The sequence below is a fragment of the uncultured Methylobacterium sp. genome (assembly GCF_964244095.1).
Classification (GTDB): domain Bacteria; phylum Pseudomonadota; class Alphaproteobacteria; order Rhizobiales; family Beijerinckiaceae; genus Methylobacterium.
Map to the genome: position 1 here is coordinate 1 of NZ_CAXTHR010000101.1, position 16,405 is coordinate 16,405.

A 16,405-nucleotide genomic window follows, 5' to 3' on the forward strand; every position below is an offset into this window, starting at 1 on the left:
CATGATCTTCGGATCACGAAAAACGCTCTAACTCCTTGTGTGGTCGCATTTTCTTCACGCGAGCCGGCATCCACCTCGCCGGAAAATGCACTAGGTGTAATGCACCATCACACTCCGGGACTACACACCTAAAGCCGTGCCCGACCACGCTGGGTCGGGTCACGGCTCTAGGTCCTTGCTTTAACGGGCACTTTCGCGACGAACCGGCATCCACTTCGTCGGAGTGCGCTTTAGTCAGACACCGCCCCTCGACGCCTCGGGTCGCCACGCGGTACGAAGGCGGGCCGTGCCACGATCCCGGCCGGGGGCGCGGGTGCCGCCGCTGCGTTCGCGAAGGGGCACGGGGTCGCGGCGTCCGGGACCGGGATGGCCGTGGTTGCAGGGTCCGACACGGAACCGACGCGGGTCCCGGCGGGCCGGGCCGATGCTGTGCGCGCGGCGCGTCGGCCGGGACGGCTGTTCCGGCGCCTCGGCCTGTCCGGCGGCCTGTTCCTCGTCACCGTCGCCTTCGTCGCCCTGACCGAGGTGCTGATCTTCGTGCCGGCGGTGGCGAACTACCGCCTGTCCTGGCTCTCCGACCGCATCAGCGCCGCCCAGGTCGCCGCCCTCGTCCTCGACGCGAGCGAGGGCCATCCGGTCTCCGACGACCTCGCCGGGCGCCTCCTCGCCGGCGTCGGCGCCCGCGCCATCGCGGTGCGCGACGGCGAAACGCGTCAGCTCCTGGCGATCGACCCGATGCCCGACGCGGTCGCCGACACGGTCGATCTCCGCGCCCGGTCGATCTGGGGCGCCATCCGCGGCGCGTGGCGGACCCTGACGGCCCCGGTCGATCGACCGATCCGCGTCGTCGGCCACGGCTGGGAGGGCTTCGACATGGTCGAGATCATCCTCGACCCCGCGCCGCTGAAGCAGGCCGTCGTCGCCTTCGCGATCCGCCTGGCGGTGTCGTCGCTGATCATCGCCACGGCCGCGGCCGGCCTGGTCTTCTTCGTGCTCCAGACCCTGATCGTCCGGCCGGTGCGGCGGCTTTCCCGCAACATCACCGCCTTCGCCGACGATCCGGAGGGCGTCGACCGGATCATCACGCCGGCCGCCCGCACCGACGAGATCGGGCTCGCCGAGACCGCGCTGGCGCGGATGCAGCGGGCGCTCGCCGACCAGCTCCGCCAGAAGCGACGGCTGGCCGAGCTCGGGCTCTCAGTCGCCAAGATCAACCACGAACTGCGCAACCTGCTCACCGGCGCCCAGCTCCTCGGCGACCGGTTGGAGGGCGCCGCAGACCCGACGGTGCAGCGCATCGCGCCCCGCCTCGTGGCGACCCTCGATCGCGCGATCCGCTTCTGCGAAGCGACGCTGGCCTATGGCCGCGCCGCCGAGCGCGCGCCCCGGCGGCAGCTTGCCGCCCTCGCGCCGATGCTCGCGGATCTCTCGGACCTCGAAGCCCTGTCGCCCGAGCGGACGGTCCGGGTCCGCGCCGAGGTCGCGCCCGACCTGCTGGTCTTCGCCGACCCGGAGCAGCTCGCCCGGGCGGTGGCCAACCTCGTGCGCAACGCGGTCGAGGCGCACGCGGCCGCCGCGCCGGGTACCGCGGCACCGGAGGTCCGCGTCGATGCGAGCCGCGACGGGCCGGACGGCGCGGGCGCGGTGACGATCCTCGTCGCCGACAACGGCCCGGGGCTGCCGGAGCGGGCGCGGGCCCACCTGTTCGAGGCGTTCCAGGGCTCGATGCGCTCGGGCGGCACCGGCCTCGGCCTTGCCATCGCCTCGGAACTCGTCCGCCTCAACGGCGGCACGCTCGCCCTCGATCCGGGTACGCCCGGCACCCGGTTCCGCATCGTCCTGCCGGATGCCGGCGCCTGAGCGTCACTCGGCGGCGGCGAGCGCCGGCATCGCGACCGCGATGCCGATGTCGCGCAGCAGCGCCGCGTCGGAATCGGTCTCGGCGTTGGCCGTCGTCAGCAGGCGCTCGCCGTAGAAGATCGAGTTGGCGCCGGCGAGGAAGCACAGCACCTGCGCCTCGCGGCTCAGGCCCTTGCGTCCGGCGCTGAGCCGCACGCGGGCCTTCGGCATGACGATGCGGGCGGTGGCGCACATCCGCACGAGGTCGAAGGGATCGACCGCGGGGCGATCCCCGAGCGGGGTGCCCGCCACCGCGACCAGCGCGTTGATCGGCACGCTCTCGGGATGGGGCGCGTGGCTGGCCAGCACCTGGAGCATCGCGGCACGATCACTCACGCCCTCGCCCATGCCGACGATGCCGCCGCAGCAGACGCCGATGCCGGCCTCGCGCACGGCCTCCAGGGTCCGGAGCCGGTCGGCGTAGCTCCGCGTCGAGACGATGTCGCCGTAGAAGTCCGGGCCGGTGTCGAGGTTGTGGTTGTACGCGGTCAGCCCCGCCTCGGCGAGCCGCCCGGCCTGGGCGGGCGTGAGCATGCCGAGCGTGACGCAGGCCTCCATGCCCAGCCCGCGCACGCCGCGCACCATGGCGAGCACCGCGTCGAAGTCCGGCCCGTCCTTGGGCTGGCGCCACGCCGCGCCCATGCAGAAGCGGTGCGCGCCGGCAGCCTTCGCCGCGGCGGCCTCGGCGAGCACCGCGTCCACCGGCATCAGGCGGTCCTTCGCCACGCCGGTGCCCTTGTGGTGGGCCGATTGCGGACAGTACGCGCAATCCTCGGGGCAGCCGCCGGTCTTGATCGACAGCAGCGAGGCCCGCTGGATGTCGGCCGGATCGTTGTGGGCGCGGTGCACCGAGGCCGCCCGGAACACGAGGTCGAGCAGCGGCAGGTCGTGGATCGCGCGGATCTCCGCGACGGTCCAGTCGTGGCGGATCGCGGCGGCTTGGGTCTGGGCGGCGAGGTCGATCATGCCTTCCTTTGAGTGGGATCGGCGGGCAAAAATCAAGCCTCGGCGAAGACGCCGTTGTGATGACTCCGCGGATCGCGTATATGCGGGCAACGGACGATGTCACGATCGAGGTCGAGGAGGCAGAAGGTGCCGAGACGATCGTCATCATCGGCACACCGGCTGGCACCATCGTGGTGCAAGCGGATGTCCGGCTGCGCGACGGCGTTTTGATGATCGATGGCGCGCACGTGCAGGGCTTGTCGTCCGGTGCTCTGATGCGAGCCGGTCTCAATGCGGTCGGTCGCAAGATACTCGAGGTGTCCGGTGCAAAAACGCCTGTCGTTCAAGGAGGCCCTCGCTCGACAGGGCGAAACCCCGGCTCCCGTCCCCGTCCCATCCGGTTCCCCCGTCAGCTTCTACCTGACGGCGCGCGACGTGCAGCGTCCCGTCGACGCGATCCGTGTGCTCGCGTCTTGCGGCCTGGGACTTCGCCGCGGCCACGCGGTATTCGGTCGTTTGTTCACCAGTGCGGGAACGGCCGTCGAGCTGATCGTCGCTGATGGACGAGATGTTGTCGCCGAACTCGCGATGCTCGGCGTCTCGGCCCGGCCGCTCAAGCGGCCGGACGTCGAGGTCGCGACGGTGCGGAAGAAAGTCGGGTTGTCGCAGGCGGAGTTCGCGACCCGCTTCGGGCTCGAACTCGCCACGATCCAGAACTGGGAACAGGGCCGCAACCGGCCCGATCCGGCCGCGATGATCCTGCTCAAGATCATCGATCAGAACCCCGGCGCGGTGGATGCGGCGCTGGCCGGCTGAGCCTCAGTTCGTCGGCTCGCCGGCCGACACCTTCGCGGTCCAGTCGTCGAACGCGACTACGCGCTGACGCTGCTCGCCGAGGCCGTCGATGCGCAGAACCATCTCGTCGCCGGCCTTGAGGTAGCGCGGCGGCTTCATGCCGAGGCCGACGCCGGGCGGCGTGCCGGTGGTGATGACGTCGCCGGGCTCCAGCATCATGAAGTGCGAGACGTAGGCCACGAGTTGCGCCACGCCGAAGATCATCGTCGCGGTGGAGCCGGTCTGCATCCGCTGCCCGTTCAGGTCGAGGCTCATGCCGAGGGCCTTGATGTCCGGGATCTCGTCGAGGGTGACGAGCCAGGGCCCGAGCGGCCCGAAGGTCGGGCAGCCCTTGCCCTTGGTCCAGGTGGGGCCGCGCTCCATCTGCCATTCGCGCTCGGAGACGTCGTTGCAGATGCACAGGCCCGCGACGTAGTCGAGCGCCGCGTTGGCGTGGACGTAGGAAGCGTGCCGGCCGATCACCACCGCCAGTTCCACCTCCCAGTCGGTCCTGGCCGAGCCCTTGGGGATGATCACCGTGTCGTTGGCGCCGACGATGCAGGACGGCGCCTTGTTGAACACGATCGGCTCGGAGGGGATCGCCGCGCCGGTCTCGGCGGCGTGGTCGGCGAAGTTCAGGCCGATCGCCACGAAGTTGCGGGTGCCGCCGACGCAGGGGCCGAGCCGCGTGTCGGCCGGCAGCAGCGGCAGGGATTCGGTGTCGATCAGGCGCAGGCGCTCGAGGGATTCCCGCGACAGCGCCGGCCCGGCGACGTCGCGCATCACGCCCGAGAGGTCGCGCAGCCCGCCCGCGCCGTCGATCAGGCCCGGCTTCTCGTCGCCGGCAGCCCCGTGCCGAACCAGCTTCATGTGCGCGTCCCGTCCTCGAACCCCGCCACGGAAGGTGGCCGCCGCGGCGGCGCGGTCAAGGCGCGGCTCACGCCTTCGTCCGCACGTAGGTGCCGGGCGCGGGCCCGAGGGACGCCAGCGCCCCGCCGCCGGGCTCGCGCGCGGCCACGCGCTCGGGCGCCTGGGCCTCCAGCCACGCGAACCAGTACGGCCACCACGAACCCTTGGTCTCGGTGGCGGCCGCGATCCAGTCCTCCAGGCGCCCTTCCGTCTTGCCGCCGGTCCAGTAGCCGTATTTCGGCTTCGCCGGCGGGTTGACGACGCCGGCGATGTGGCCGGAGCCGGCAAGCACGTAATCGACCGGGCCGCCGAACCGGGCCGAGCCCTCGAACACCGAGACCGCCGGCGCAATGTGATCCTCGCGGGCGGCGAGGTTGAACACCGGCACCGTGACCTTCTTCAGGTCGAGGCGGACGTTGCCGAGCACCATCCTGCCCTCGGCGAGGTTGTTCTCCAGGTAGCAGTTGCGCAGGTAGAAGGAATGGTTGGCCGCCGGCATCCGCGTGGCGTCGGCGTTCCAGTACAGCAGGTCGAAGGCGGACGGCGCCTTGCCCTTCACGTAGTTGTTGACCACGTGGGACCAGATCAGGTCGTTGGGCCGCAGCATGTTGAAGGCGTTGGCCATCTTCGCGCCGTCGAGGTAGCCGCGCTCGGCCATCTGCGCCTCGATTTGCCGGATCTGCGCCTCGTCGGCGAAGACCTTGAGGTCGCCGGCATGGGTGAAGTCGACCTGCGTGGTGAGGAAGGTCGCGCTCCTGATCCGCCTGTTGCCGGTGGCCGCCTGCATCGCCAGCGTCACGGCGAGCAGGGTGCCGCCGACGCAGTAGCCGGCCGCCGCGACCTCGGTCTCGCCGGTGGCGACGCCGATCGCGTCGATCGCCGCCTCGATGCCCTCGCGCATGTAGGATTCGAAGTCCTTGTCGCGGTGGCGCTCGTCCGGGTTCACCCAGGAGATCACGAACACGGTCAGTCCCTGATCGACCATCCAGCCGATCAGACTCTTGGCCGGGTTGAGGTCGAGGATGTAGAACTTGTTGATCCACGGCGGCACGATCAGGAACGGGCGCTTGAGCACCGTCTCGGTGCGTGGCGCGTACTGGATCAGCTCCATCAGGTCGTTGCGGAACACCACCTCGCCCGGCGTCACCGCCACGTCGATGCCGAACCGGAACGCGTCGAGGTCGGTCTGGCGGACGCGCAGTTCGCCGGCGCCGGCCTCGATGTCCTCCTGCAGCATCTTCATGCCGCGGACCAAGTTGGCGCCGTTCTCCTTGAGCGTGTGCCGGATCAGCTCCGGGTTGGTCATCACGAAGTTCGAGGGCGAGAGCGCGCCCGCGATCTGGCGCAGGTAGAACTGCGCCTTGTGCCGGGTGTGCTCGTCGATGCCCTCGGCGTCCGCGACGAGCGTTTCCGCCCAGCGCGTGGTGATGAGGTAGCCCTGCTTGATGAAGTCGAAATACGGGTTCGACGACCATTCCGCGTGGGCGAAGCGCGCATCCTTCGGTTCCGGCTGCGCGACGGGCGCAGCTGCCTCGCCTTGCAGGCGGAACCACGTCGAGCCCCAGAGGGCGAGGAAGGCCTCGCTGAGCTTGGCCTGCGCCTCCAGGCTGCGCTTGGGGTCCGACAGCCAGGTCTCGGCGACGGTCCCCAGCGTGCGGACGAGGTCGCTCGCCTCCTGCGACGGCTTGGCCGGCGCGGGCGCCCCGTCGGCGGGCTGCACATAGCGGGCGGCGGCGCGGCCGAGTTCCTCCATGAACTGGCCGGCATTGCGCGAGAGCGCCTCGAAATCGGGCATCGCGGGCGTCGTCTGCTGCGTCGTCACGCGTGATCCACTCCCCGGCGTGATCCGCGCTGGCCGCGCGGCGGGTCCGGAGCAACCGCCATGCGGCGGCCCCGAGCCTCGTTTCCGACAAAATAACGCTTCAACCGAAGATTTGCCCAGACCGGGACGCGACGACAGCGAAACATCTACGTCATGGTCCCCAGTCTCGGGCGCGGAAGCCATCGAATTTTTCTCCGCACGCTCGCGCTCTGCGCCGCGGCGGCGGCCGGCGCCTGTTCCAGCGATCTCACACCGATCAAGACCCTCGCTGTCGAGGCCGGCTACGGCCCGAAGAGCATGGCGGCGCCGGATTTCGTCGCGGCGTCGCGGCCGCAGGGCACGCCGGAATTCCTGCCGGTGGGCGTCTCGGCGCCGGCGCGGCCGGTGCGGGCCAAGTCCGTCGAGGGCCGGAAGACGCTGGAAGCCGAACTCGAAGGCGCGCGCGGGCGCAACGAATCGAAGGGCCGGGCGGCCGAGAGCGCTGGAAGGGCGACGAAGCCCGCGAGCGCGCCATAGACCCTTGAAATTCAGGGTCGGCGGCGGCGGCCTTCGATGGTAGAGAGGCCGACCGCCACCCGCCCGAGGCCGCCAGACGAGGCTCGTGCGGGATTCGCGCCGACGGACAGATGGCCATGACCGATTTCCACCGCATCAAACGCCTGCCCCCTTACGTGTTCGAGCAGGTCAACCGGATCAAGGCGGCGGCGCGTGCCAACGGCGCCGACATCATCGACCTCGGCATGGGCAACCCCGACCTCGACGCCCCGAAGCACGTCATCGCCAAGCTGTGCGAGACGGCCGGGCGCCCGCGCACCGACCGCTACTCGGCCTCGAAAGGCATCGCGGGTCTGCGCCGTGCCCAGGCCGGCTATTACCAGCGCCGCTTCGGCGTGAGCCTGAACCCGGACACGCAGGTCGTGGCGACGCTGGGCTCCAAGGAGGGCTTCGCCAACATGGCGCAGGCCATCACCGCGCCCGGCGACGTGGTGCTGGTGCCGAACCCGAGCTACCCGATCCACGCCTTCGGCTTCCTGATGGCCGGCGGGGTGGTCCGCGCCGTGCCGGCCGAGCCGACGCCCGCCTTCTTCCCGGCGCTGGAGCGCGCCATGCAGCACTCGATCCCCAAGCCCGTGGCGCTGGTGGTGTGCTACCCGTCGAACCCGACGGCGATGGTCGCGGGCCTGGATTTCTACCGGGACCTCGTCGCCTTCGCCAAAAGCCACGAGATCATCCTGCTCTCGGACCTCGCCTACGCCGAGGTGTATTTCGACGGCGTGCCGCCGCCCTCGGTGCTGGAGGTGCCGGGCGCGATCGACTGCACGGTGGAGTTCACGTCGCTGTCGAAGACCTACTCGATGGCCGGTTGGCGCATGGGCTTCGCGGTCGGCAACGAGCGGCTGCTTGCCGCGCTGTCCCGCGTCAAATCCTACCTCGATTACGGCGCCTTCACGCCGATCCAGGTGGCGGCCACTGCCGCGTTGAACGGGCCGGACGACTGCATCCACGAGATGCGGGCGACCTACGGGAAGCGCCGCGACGCGCTGGTCGAGTCCTTCGGCAAGGCCGGCTGGAAGATCCCCGCGCCCGCGGCCTCGATGTTCGCCTGGGTGCCGATCCCGGAGCCGTTCAGGGCGATGGGCAGCCTCGAATTCTCGAAGCTGCTCCTGGAGAAGTCGGACGTCGCGGTGGCGCCGGGCATCGGCTTCGGCGAGTTCGGCGACGGCTACGTCCGCATTGCGCTGGTCGAGAACGAGCAGCGCATCCGGCAGGCGGCGCGCAACGTGCGCCGCTTCTTCGAGACGGCGGATCGGACGCTGCACAACGTCGTGCCGCTGGCCAAGACGGCGTGACGGACGGCGTGACGCGCCCGTTGTTGCGGCCGGGCGACAGGCCCGGCCAAAGCGCGCCGCGCCGGCCCCCGGATGCTTGTCACCCGCCGGCCCGATGCGCAGGGTCGGCCACGATGATGAGATCCCCTGCGTCCGAGGGTTGCATGCGCCGCCTGTCCCTGACTGCCGCCGTGCTGCTGGCGGCCGCCGCCTCGGCCTGCGCGCCGAACCCGATCATCGCGCGCGATCCGGTCCCCGCCCCCGGCCCGGACGCGGCCTTCGCCTGCGACTCGCGCCCGACCGCGCTGAACGCCTTCCGGACGGACTGCACGCCGGTCGCCCGGCAGCGGCCGGTCGTCCTGCAATCCAAGGGCTGAGGCCGCCGCCGGAAACGCGGGACGACACCACCGGCCGCACGGCGCGGCTGCGGACAAGCCCCCGCCGCTCAGGCAGAGTGTGCGCCCTGACGAAGACGGCCCCTCGCGACGGAGCACATTTTGCGCACCATCCTCGGACACAGCCTCGCCGCCGGCCTCCTCGCGCTCGTCTGCGCCGGGAGCGCCGCGGCGCAGCCCGTCGCCTACGTGTTCGAGGGGCCGGACGGGCCGACGGTGCTTCAGGTCGACGACGCCGACCGGCCGATCGTCCCGCCCTCGCGGCCCGACCTCGCCATGCCGGCGATCCCGGTGCCGCAGGTGATGAACGGCGGCGGCTTCGGCCTGACCGGGTTCAACTATTACGACGACGGCCCGATGGAGGGACGTAGCGGCCCGCGGAAGGGCTCGCGCCGCTACGTCCTCGCGCCGGCCCGGATCGCCGGCTACGGCCGGCCCTGAGCGCGGTTCGGAACGGTGCAGGCCGCGCTCAGTCCTTCGCGGGATCGTGGCCCCAGTTCATCAGCGACAGCCACCATGCCGAGTGCGGATCGGTGCGGGATGTCCCGCCCTGGGCCAGGTGGCGGCGCACGTAGGAGACGACCTTGCGCATGTGCGCGTAGTCGTCCTCGGTGAGGTCGGCCTTCTTCTTGGCCTTGATCTCCAGGATGCGGCGGCCCTCCTTGTGGCCGGTGGCCTCGCCGCCGCCGGTCCTCTGACCGACCGACTTGCTGGCGTCGCCGTCGAGGTGCTTGCGCAGGGCGGCGGGGGTCATGTTCACCGCCTCCTCGAACGCCGCCCAGGTCTCGTGATCGTCGTGCTTGGCATCCGTCACGGTGGTCTTCCCTCCAGTTGATCGGTCACGGCCCGATCAACGCACGAGCGGCCCCGCGTTCCGGGAGATTGTGCGCGGTGCGCCGACGCAGGGTGCGCCTCCCGCCGTTTACAGCACTGGCCCGGCCCGGTATCACCCCGCTCGACCCCGAAGCCATCACCCAAGCGACACACCCTCGAAATGCGCGCCGAGATCGAGCAAGCCTCGGATGCCGCCAAGCAGTCGATCGGACTGCTGAGGAGGCATCTTTGACTGGGATACCGTCGACAAGCGCCTCGCGGAGCTGAACGCGGCGTCGGAGAATCCCGAACTCTGGAACGATGCCGACGCGGCGCAGAAGGTCATGCGCGAGCGCCAGCAGCTCGACGAGGCCGTCGGCGCGATCCGCAAGCTCGAACAGGACCTCGACGACGGGGCGATGCTGATCGAACTCGGCGAGAGCGAGGGCGACGAGGGCTCGATCCGCGAGGGCGAGGCCACGATCCTCGCCGTCGAGAAGGAGGCGGCCGGCCGGCAGGTCGAGACGCTGCTGTCCGGCGAGGCCGACGGCTTCGACACCTATCTCGAGGTCCATGCCGGCGCCGGCGGCACCGAGAGCCAGGACTGGGCCAACATGCTGCAACGCATGTACGGCCGCTGGGCTGAGCGGCGGAAGTACAAGGTCGACATCGTCGAGTGGTCGGACGGCGAGGAGGCCGGGATCAAGGGCGCGACGCTGCTGATCAAGGGCCACAACGCCTACGGTTGGCTCAAGACCGAATCCGGCGTGCACCGCTTGGTGCGGATCTCACCCTACGATTCGAGCGCGCGGCGGCACACGAGCTTTGCCAGCGTGTGGGTCTATCCGGTGATCGACGACCGGATCGAGATCGAGATCAAGGAATCGGATTGCCGCATCGACACCTACCGGTCGTCGGGCGCCGGCGGCCAGCACGTCAACACCACCGACTCGGCAGTGCGCATCACCCACAACCCCACCGGGATCGTGGTGGCGTGCCAGCAGGAGCGTTCGCAGCACAAGAACCGCGCCACCGCCTGGAACATGCTGCGCGCCCGGATGTACGAGGCCGAGTTGAAGAAGCGCGAGGAGAAGGCCAGCGCCGAGGCCGCCTCGAAGACCGACATCGGCTGGGGCCACCAGATCCGCAGCTACGTGCTCCAGCCGTATCAGTTGGTGAAGGACCTGCGCACCGGCACGCAATCGACCGACCCGGACGAGGTGCTCGACGGTGACATCGACCCGTTCATCGAAGCCTCGCTGGCGCAGCGGCTCTACGGGGCGACCGAGAAGGTCGAGGACATCGATTGACCGGCGGGTTCAGGGCTCGGCCGCCGCAAGCTGCCGCCCCGCATCCAGGAACCCCTGCGGATCGACTGGCTCGCCATCGATCCGGGTCTCGTAGTGCAGGTGCGCGCCCGTCGAGCGCCCGGTCGAGCCGACCCGTCCGACGAGGTCGCCCGCGCGGAGCCACTGGCCGGGGCGCACGGCGATGCGCGCGAGGTGCGCGAAGCGCGTGACCACGCCGCGGCCGTGGTCGATCTCGACCATGTTGCCGTAGCCGCCGGCCGGCTCCGCCGCGACGACGCGGCCCGGCGCGGTGGCGAGCGCCGGCTCGCCCATCTCGGCCTTCAGGTCGAGGCCGGTATGGAGCGCGAGGCCGCGCGTGAACGGGTCGAGCCGGGTGCCGAAGCCGCTGGCGACCCCGTGCTCGGCCCGGATCGGCCGGGCGAGCGGCAGGCTCGCGGCGACGTGCCGGAGGGTGCGGGCGTCGCCGGCGGTGCGCGCCGCGAGCGCCACGGCGGCCGAGAACGGGTTCGCGTCGAGCGGCACCAGCGGGCCGCCGAGGCCCGCCTCGGCCGGAGCCGCGAGACGCCGCAGGTCGAGACCGGTCCCCCCGAGCGCCCGGCGCAGGCGCCCGAGGTCGCGCCCGGCGCGCTCGGTGAACCGGTCCAGGCTCACGGCTTGGGCGGCCGCGAGGCCGTCGAGCCGTCCGCCGAGGACCGCCAGCCGCAGGCCGGTCTCGCGGGCGCTGCGGCGGCCGGGGAAAGGCTCGCCGCCGCGGCGCAGGCCGAGATCGGGGACGAGGTCCAGGACCGGAGCGGGAGAGCCCGCGGGCAGCGATCCGGTGGTCTGCGGATCGGCCGCGTCGCCGGCGAGCCCGGCGAGCGCCGCCTGGCGCCGTTCGAGCTCGCCCTGGCGTGCGACCAGGCCGGCGAGCTGCGCCGCGAGCCCATCCTGCGCCTGCCCCCGTTCGGAGCCGCCGCGGTCGAGTTCGGTCCGCAGGTCGGCGAGCCGCGCCTCGTAGGCCGCCTGCATCGCCCCTTGGCGTGCGAGGAAGCCGGCGAGCACGTCGTCGTGGAACAGCAGCAGGGCGCTCGCCGCGACGGCCCAGAGGCCGCTCGCGACGAGGCCGGCGGCGAGCAGCCGGCCCCTGACGTTCGAAGCGGTGGCAGTGCGGCTCATTTAATCCGGCCCGGGCCCGAGGCGGTCATTGAGCGCCGACAGGGTTGAGGAACCGTGAAATCCGCATCCGCCGGCGATCAGGGCAGGGCGCGGGCGGCCTCCAGCACAGCCTCGGCGTGGCCCGGCACCTTCACCTTCGGCCAGATGCGGGCGATGCGGCCGTCGCGGTCGAGCAGCATCGTCGTGCGCTCCACGCCCATATACGTCTTGCCGTACATGCTCTTCTCGACCCAGACGCCGTAGGCCGCCAGCATCGCCTTGGTCTCGTCCGACGCCAGGGGGAAGGCGAGGCCGTACTTGTCGCGGAACCTGTCGTGGCTCTTCACCGGGTCCGGGGAGATGCCGAGCACTGTCGCGTCCGCCGCGGCGAAGGCGGCGAGCAGGGCGTTGAAACCCTGCGCCTCCAGGGTGCAGCCGCTGGTGTCGTCCTTCGGATAGAAATACAGCACGGCCTTGCGGCCGCGCAGGGCTGCGAGCGCCAGCGTTTCGCCGCCGCTGCCGGGGAGCGTGAAATCGGGGGCTTGGTCGCCTTGGGCGAGGGGCATCGTGCCATCCTTTCGGCCGATTGATGGTGTCGTTGGGCGCCGCGCCCGAACGGCCCGACGCCCGCATTCCGGGTCCTCGACGCCCCGAAGGCGCCGGAAACGCTTCGCGACAGGATCGCGTCCTGGAACGAAGGGCCGTTCCGATTGAGCGGACCCGCCGATGCAAGGTCTCGATGTCTGAGGAAGAGGCCCGGCCGGAGGATACGCCGCAAGGGTGCCGGCCGCGCAAGGCGGGACGGCCCTGGACGCGGCGCTGCCTGTGGACGGGCCTGTCGCTCGTGGTGCTGCTCGGCCTCGGGCTCGGCCTCGGCGTCATGCGCCTCGCCTCCGGACCCTTGCGGATCGACGGGCTGTCCGAGCGGGTGTCCGCCGCGCTCGCCGAGCGGATCGGTGCCGGCTGGAAGATCACCCTGCGTGACAGCACCCTGGAGCTCGATTCGGAGAACGCCCTGGCCCTGCGCGTCGCCGGCCTCGACATCCGCAACCCGCAAGGGGCGCTCGTCGTGCGTGCGCCGCTGGCGCTCGTCAGCATCGATCCCTGGAGCCTGCTGCGGCTCACGCCGACCCCGCGCGCGATCGAGTTCCGCGACGTGCAGATGACGGCGCTGGTCCACCGCGACGGCTCGATCGCGTTCGCGGCCTCGGAGCCGGCCCACCCCGAGGACGCCTCGCCGCACACGCCGCCGAGCGTGGACGCGGCCCGCGGCACCGTCTCGCCGCTCTCGGCCGCCACCGCGTCGATCTTCGGCGTGGTGCTCGATTCCGCGGGCGTCGTCGGCGCGCTGGATCGCGCCCGCATCACCGACGCGCGCCTGACGCTGATCGACGACGACGCCCGCGAGCGCGCGGTGTTCGAGCACGTCAACGGGCTGTTCGGCCGCGACGCGACCGGGGACGCGCGGCTGTTCGAGCTGCGCATCGACGGCCCGCACGGGCAGTGGCGCTTCGGCGGCACGCTGCGCGAGGCGGGCGGCACGCGGCGCACCGGGATCATTAGCCTCGACGACCTGCCCGTCACCGACCTGCTGCTGCTGTCGGGCCGGTCGAAGCTGCCGGTCGCCACCGACCTGAAGCTCTCGGCGCGCGCCGAGGTCGCCCTCGACAAGGGTCGCATCGAGGCGATGACGGCGACGCTGCGCACCGGCGACGGCACCGTGCTGATCGAGGAGAAGGATTTCAACCCGGTCACCGTCGAGAGCCTGAAGGCCGCCGTGAGCTGGGACGAGGCCGCCCGTGTAATGACGCTCGACGGGCTCGACTATCTCGGCGCCGGCAACGTGGTGCACCTCACCGGCACCTGGGCCGAAGCCGGGCCCGGCGCCGACGTCGCCTGGACCGCGACCCTGTCGAGCCGGGACGCGACGCTGCGCGGGGCCGCCGCGACGGACGGGCCGGTGACGATCGCGGCGATGGACGGCCGCCTCACGGGCCGGGCCGGCGGCGTCGCCATCGACAGCTTCGCCATGAGCGGCGCCGGCGTCCACGGCAGCATCACCGGCACCGTCGGGACCGCCGCCGACGACGACGGCCTCACCCTCCACGTCGTCGCCAGCGACAGCGAGGCGCGCACCGCCCTGCGGCTCTGGCCGGAGAACATCGCGCCGGGCGCGCGCAACTACCTTGTGGACGAGCTGCGCAGCGCGCGCATCGAGGCGGTGGACATCGCGATCGCCATGTCGGGGGCCGAACTCGCCGCCGCGACCCGCGGCGACCCGATGCCCGACAACGCGGTGCACATCGACTTCCGGATCTCCGACGCGAGCCTCGAGATCTCCCCCGACGCGCCGCCGCTGACGAAGGGCACGGTGGCCGGCACGATCACCGGGCGGACGACGCGGATCAGAAACGTCACCGCCGACCTGCGCATGGCCGACGGGCGCACCCTCAACCTCAGCGAGGGCAGCTTCGTGATCCCCGAGATCACCCCCGACAAGGTCGTGGCCGAGATCGGCGTGCGGCTGTCCGGCGGCGCCGACGCGCTGACCGGCCTGCTCCAGACCAGGATGTTCAAGGCGCTGTCGGGCGTCGACCTCGACCCCGCGGCGGTCAAGGGGCAGGCCGACCTGCGCATCGCCTTCCCGCTCGATCTGCGGCGCATCCCCGACCTGCCCGACCTGCCGGTGAGCGTCACCGGCACGCTGGCCGACCTCTCCGTCGACAAGGTCGTCGGCAAGGACCGCCTGGAGGCCGGGCGGTTCGCCGTGAGCTACGATGCCCGCGGCTTCGCCCTGAAGGGCGACGGCCGGCTCGCGGGCGCGCCGATCACCATCGACATGCGTCAGGCCAAGGCGGGCGGCGCGGGCGAGGCGCTGGTCACCCTCACCCTCGACGAGGGCCTGCGCGCCCGCAAGGGCCTGCCCGTGGCACCGCAGCTCACCGGGCCGATCCCGGTCAGGGCGACGATCCCGCTCGGGCGGACCGGCGCGAACCGGCCGCCGATCCGGGTCGAGGCCGACCTGGCACGCGCCGGCATCGACGGCCTGCTGCCGGGCTTCGTCAAGGCGGCGGGCCGGGCCGGGCGGCTGGCCTTCTCGCTGATCGACACCGGCTCCGGCATGGACCTGCGCGACCTCGTCCTCGACGCCGGGCCGGCCTCCGCCCGCGGCAGCGCCGCGATCACCGCCGACGGCGCCCTGGAGCGGGCCGACCTCACCAGCCTCAAGCTCTCCGCCGGCGACGACATGCGCGTCTTGCTGGAGCGCAGCGGCAACGGCTACCGCGTCGGCGTGAAGGGCGCGGTCGCCGACGCGCGTCCGTTCCTGCGGGCGATGACCGCGCCGGAGGGCAAGGCGTCCAGGGACGCCAACCCGAAGGACGTCGAGGCGGAGATCGCGCTCGGCATTCTCACCGGCTTCAACGACGAGGCGCTGACGAACGCCAACGTCCGGGTCTCGCTGCGCGGGCGGGACGTGCGCACGGCCGCCGTCACCGGCAAGTTCCGGTCGGCGCCGCTCACGGCCGGCGTCACCAAGGGCGAGCGCGGCGTGCCGACGCTGGCGCTCGAATCGGGCGATGCCGGCGCGACCCTGCGCTTCGTCGACGTCTACCGGCGGATGTACGGCGGCCGGCTCAAGCTCGGCATCGTGATGAGCGACGGGCCGCAGACCGGGACCGTGCAGATCCGGGAGTTCTCCCTGCGCAACGAGCCGGCCCTGTCGAGCATCATGGCGCAGAGCCCCGAGACGGTCGAGACCGTCGATGCCCGCGGCCGCACGCGCACGGTGCCGGGGCAGGGCAGCGAGGTCGTCTTCGACCGGATGCGGGCGAACTTCGTCCGCGCCGGCGCCCGCGTCGACTTCGCCGACGCGGCGATCTCCAACGCCGCGATGGGCTTCACGCTCTCCGGCTTCCTCGACACCGCCCGCGAGCGCACCGACATCAACGGCACCTTCGTGCCGCTCTACGGCCTCAACAACATCGTCTCGCAGGTGCCGGTGATCGGCACGCTGCTCGGCGGCGGCCACAACGAGGGGCTGTTCGCCGTCAACTTCCGCGTCTCCGGCAGGCTCAGCGCGCCGGACGTGAGCGTGAACCCGCTCTCGGCCGTGGCGCCGGGCTTCCTGCGAAAGCTGTTCAGCGCGGGCGGCGGGCCGTCCTTCGCGGACGGGGTTCGGCCGAGCGTGCAGGACGACCGTTAGGCGCGCGCCTGCTTCGCCTTCCGCGCATCCTCACGGGGGCGTCGGTCGAAGTTCACGCATCCGATCTTCAGGGCGCCGAGGCCGATCACGCCCACCGGCGGAATGATGCCGAGAACCTGCAAGGCGTGGGCCATGACGGTCACGCTTCGCCGTCTCGCCGTGGAGGAGACCCGGTCGGACAGGAACCGGGTGGAGGGAAAAGAGCGAACCGCCGCCGGGCTCCTGATGCCGCGTCAGGGTGCCGAAATGCGCGCGCTCACGCCACCCGCAGCAGCACGTGCCTCTTGCGGCCGAACGAGAGCTTGAGCACG

The 16,405-nt window shown here is 71.6% G+C and carries 16 protein-coding genes; 8 read left to right on the forward strand and 8 right to left on the reverse strand.

The window, feature by feature from the left end; all coding sequences use genetic code 11:
- Positions 1–366: 366 nt before the first annotated feature.
- The gene (locus ACFE86_RS15380; RefSeq protein WP_375456199.1) at positions 367–1,860 is read left to right on the forward strand and encodes a sensor histidine kinase; all 1,494 of its coding nucleotides are present in this window, start codon (positions 367–369) and stop codon (positions 1,858–1,860) included.
- Between the two features lie 3 nt (positions 1,861–1,863).
- On the opposite strand, the gene bioB is transcribed toward ACFE86_RS15380, so the two are convergent.
- The gene (gene bioB, locus ACFE86_RS15385; RefSeq protein WP_375456200.1) at positions 1,864–2,865 is read right to left on the reverse strand and encodes a biotin synthase BioB; all 1,002 of its coding nucleotides are present in this window, start codon (positions 2,863–2,865) and stop codon (positions 1,864–1,866) included.
- A 32-nt stretch (positions 2,866–2,897) separates the two neighbouring features.
- Complete coding sequence (locus ACFE86_RS15390; protein WP_375456201.1) at positions 2,898–3,092, reverse strand: hypothetical protein; 195 nt, start codon at positions 3,090–3,092, stop codon at positions 2,898–2,900.
- 43 nt (positions 3,093–3,135) lie between these two features.
- Here ACFE86_RS15390 and ACFE86_RS15395 point away from each other — a divergent pair, with 43 nt between their 5' ends.
- The gene (locus tag ACFE86_RS15395; protein WP_375456202.1) at positions 3,136–3,660 is read left to right on the forward strand and encodes a helix-turn-helix domain-containing protein; all 525 of its coding nucleotides are present in this window, start codon (positions 3,136–3,138) and stop codon (positions 3,658–3,660) included.
- A 3-nt stretch (positions 3,661–3,663) separates the two neighbouring features.
- On the opposite strand, the gene ACFE86_RS15400 is transcribed toward ACFE86_RS15395, so the two are convergent.
- Positions 3,664–4,548 (reverse strand): fumarylacetoacetate hydrolase family protein, encoded by an 885-nt coding sequence (locus ACFE86_RS15400; RefSeq protein WP_375456203.1) that lies wholly within the window; start codon positions 4,546–4,548, stop codon positions 3,664–3,666.
- Between the two features lie 67 nt (positions 4,549–4,615).
- Positions 4,616–6,382 (reverse strand): PHA/PHB synthase family protein, encoded by a 1,767-nt coding sequence (locus ACFE86_RS15405; protein ID WP_375456214.1) that lies wholly within the window; start codon positions 6,380–6,382, stop codon positions 4,616–4,618.
- A gap of 180 nt (positions 6,383–6,562) precedes the next feature.
- On the opposite strand from ACFE86_RS15405, the gene ACFE86_RS15410 reads away from it, so the two are divergent.
- The 4 genes from ACFE86_RS15410 (at position 6,563) to ACFE86_RS15425 (ending at position 9,074) form a co-directional block, all read left to right on the forward strand.
- The gene (locus tag ACFE86_RS15410) at positions 6,563–6,925 is read left to right on the forward strand and encodes a hypothetical protein (protein WP_375456204.1); all 363 of its coding nucleotides are present in this window, start codon (positions 6,563–6,565) and stop codon (positions 6,923–6,925) included.
- A gap of 116 nt (positions 6,926–7,041) precedes the next feature.
- The gene (locus ACFE86_RS15415) at positions 7,042–8,259 is read left to right on the forward strand and encodes an LL-diaminopimelate aminotransferase (protein WP_375456205.1); all 1,218 of its coding nucleotides are present in this window, start codon (positions 7,042–7,044) and stop codon (positions 8,257–8,259) included.
- 143 nt (positions 8,260–8,402) lie between these two features.
- Entirely contained in the window at positions 8,403–8,615 is a 213-nt protein-coding gene (locus ACFE86_RS15420) for a hypothetical protein (protein ID WP_375456206.1), read from the forward strand.
- 120 nt (positions 8,616–8,735) lie between these two features.
- Positions 8,736–9,074 (forward strand): hypothetical protein, encoded by a 339-nt coding sequence (locus ACFE86_RS15425; protein WP_375456207.1) that lies wholly within the window; start codon positions 8,736–8,738, stop codon positions 9,072–9,074.
- Positions 9,075–9,102: 28 nt separating this feature from the next.
- On the opposite strand, the gene ACFE86_RS15430 is transcribed toward ACFE86_RS15425, so the two are convergent.
- Positions 9,103–9,447, reverse strand: coding sequence for a DUF3140 domain-containing protein (locus ACFE86_RS15430; protein ID WP_375456208.1), 345 nt, complete (start codon positions 9,445–9,447; stop codon positions 9,103–9,105).
- A 180-nt stretch (positions 9,448–9,627) separates the two neighbouring features.
- Between ACFE86_RS15430 and prfB the strand changes: the two genes are divergently transcribed.
- A protein-coding gene (gene prfB / locus ACFE86_RS15435; protein WP_375456209.1) for a peptide chain release factor 2 occupies positions 9,628–10,756 on the forward strand; the annotation gives its coding sequence in 2 pieces (ribosomal slippage) (positions 9,628–9,696 and positions 9,698–10,756; 1,128 coding nt in all).
- A 9-nt stretch (positions 10,757–10,765) separates the two neighbouring features.
- Here the strand turns inward: prfB and ACFE86_RS15440 are convergent.
- Both ACFE86_RS15440 and ACFE86_RS15445 read right to left on the reverse strand, forming a co-directional pair.
- Positions 10,766–11,911, reverse strand: coding sequence for a peptidoglycan DD-metalloendopeptidase family protein (locus ACFE86_RS15440; protein WP_375456210.1), 1,146 nt, complete (start codon positions 11,909–11,911; stop codon positions 10,766–10,768).
- Between the two features lie 77 nt (positions 11,912–11,988).
- The gene (locus ACFE86_RS15445) at positions 11,989–12,456 is read right to left on the reverse strand and encodes a peroxiredoxin (RefSeq protein WP_375456211.1); all 468 of its coding nucleotides are present in this window, start codon (positions 12,454–12,456) and stop codon (positions 11,989–11,991) included.
- A gap of 173 nt (positions 12,457–12,629) precedes the next feature.
- Here ACFE86_RS15445 and ACFE86_RS15450 point away from each other — a divergent pair, with 173 nt between their 5' ends.
- Positions 12,630–16,094, forward strand: coding sequence for a DUF3971 domain-containing protein (locus ACFE86_RS15450; protein WP_375456212.1), 3,465 nt, complete (start codon positions 12,630–12,632; stop codon positions 16,092–16,094).
- Here ACFE86_RS15450 and ACFE86_RS15455 read toward each other — a convergent pair.
- Positions 16,091–16,228 (reverse strand): hypothetical protein, encoded by a 138-nt coding sequence (locus tag ACFE86_RS15455; RefSeq protein ID WP_375456213.1) that lies wholly within the window; start codon positions 16,226–16,228, stop codon positions 16,091–16,093. The genes ACFE86_RS15450 and ACFE86_RS15455 overlap by 4 nt on opposite strands.
- Positions 16,229–16,405: the final 177 nt, after the last annotated feature.

Bases quoted from the DNA above. Each gene is read 5' to 3' on its own strand.
- ACFE86_RS15380 (WP_375456199.1), top strand. From the start codon at position 367: ATGGCCGTGGTTGCAGGGTCCGACACGGAACCGACGCGGGTCCCGGCG.
- bioB (WP_375456200.1), bottom strand. From the start codon at position 2,865: ATGATCGACCTCGCCGCCCAGACCCAAGCCGCCGCGATCCGCCACGAC.
- ACFE86_RS15395 (WP_375456202.1), top strand. From the start codon at position 3,136: ATGCGGTCGGTCGCAAGATACTCGAGGTGTCCGGTGCAAAAACGCCTG.
- ACFE86_RS15400 (WP_375456203.1), bottom strand. From the start codon at position 4,548: ATGAAGCTGGTTCGGCACGGGGCTGCCGGCGACGAGAAGCCGGGCCTG.
- ACFE86_RS15405 (WP_375456214.1), bottom strand. From the start codon at position 6,382: ATGCCCGATTTCGAGGCGCTCTCGCGCAATGCCGGCCAGTTCATGGAG.
- ACFE86_RS15410 (WP_375456204.1), top strand. From the start codon at position 6,563: ATGGTCCCCAGTCTCGGGCGCGGAAGCCATCGAATTTTTCTCCGCACG.
- ACFE86_RS15415 (WP_375456205.1), top strand. From the start codon at position 7,042: ATGACCGATTTCCACCGCATCAAACGCCTGCCCCCTTACGTGTTCGAG.
- ACFE86_RS15420 (WP_375456206.1), top strand. From the start codon at position 8,403: ATGCGCCGCCTGTCCCTGACTGCCGCCGTGCTGCTGGCGGCCGCCGCC.
- ACFE86_RS15440 (WP_375456210.1), bottom strand. From the start codon at position 11,911: ATGAGCCGCACTGCCACCGCTTCGAACGTCAGGGGCCGGCTGCTCGCC.
- ACFE86_RS15445 (WP_375456211.1), bottom strand. From the start codon at position 12,456: ATGCCCCTCGCCCAAGGCGACCAAGCCCCCGATTTCACGCTCCCCGGC.
- ACFE86_RS15450 (WP_375456212.1), top strand. From the start codon at position 12,630: ATGTCTGAGGAAGAGGCCCGGCCGGAGGATACGCCGCAAGGGTGCCGG.
- ACFE86_RS15455 (WP_375456213.1), bottom strand. From the start codon at position 16,228: ATGGCCCACGCCTTGCAGGTTCTCGGCATCATTCCGCCGGTGGGCGTG.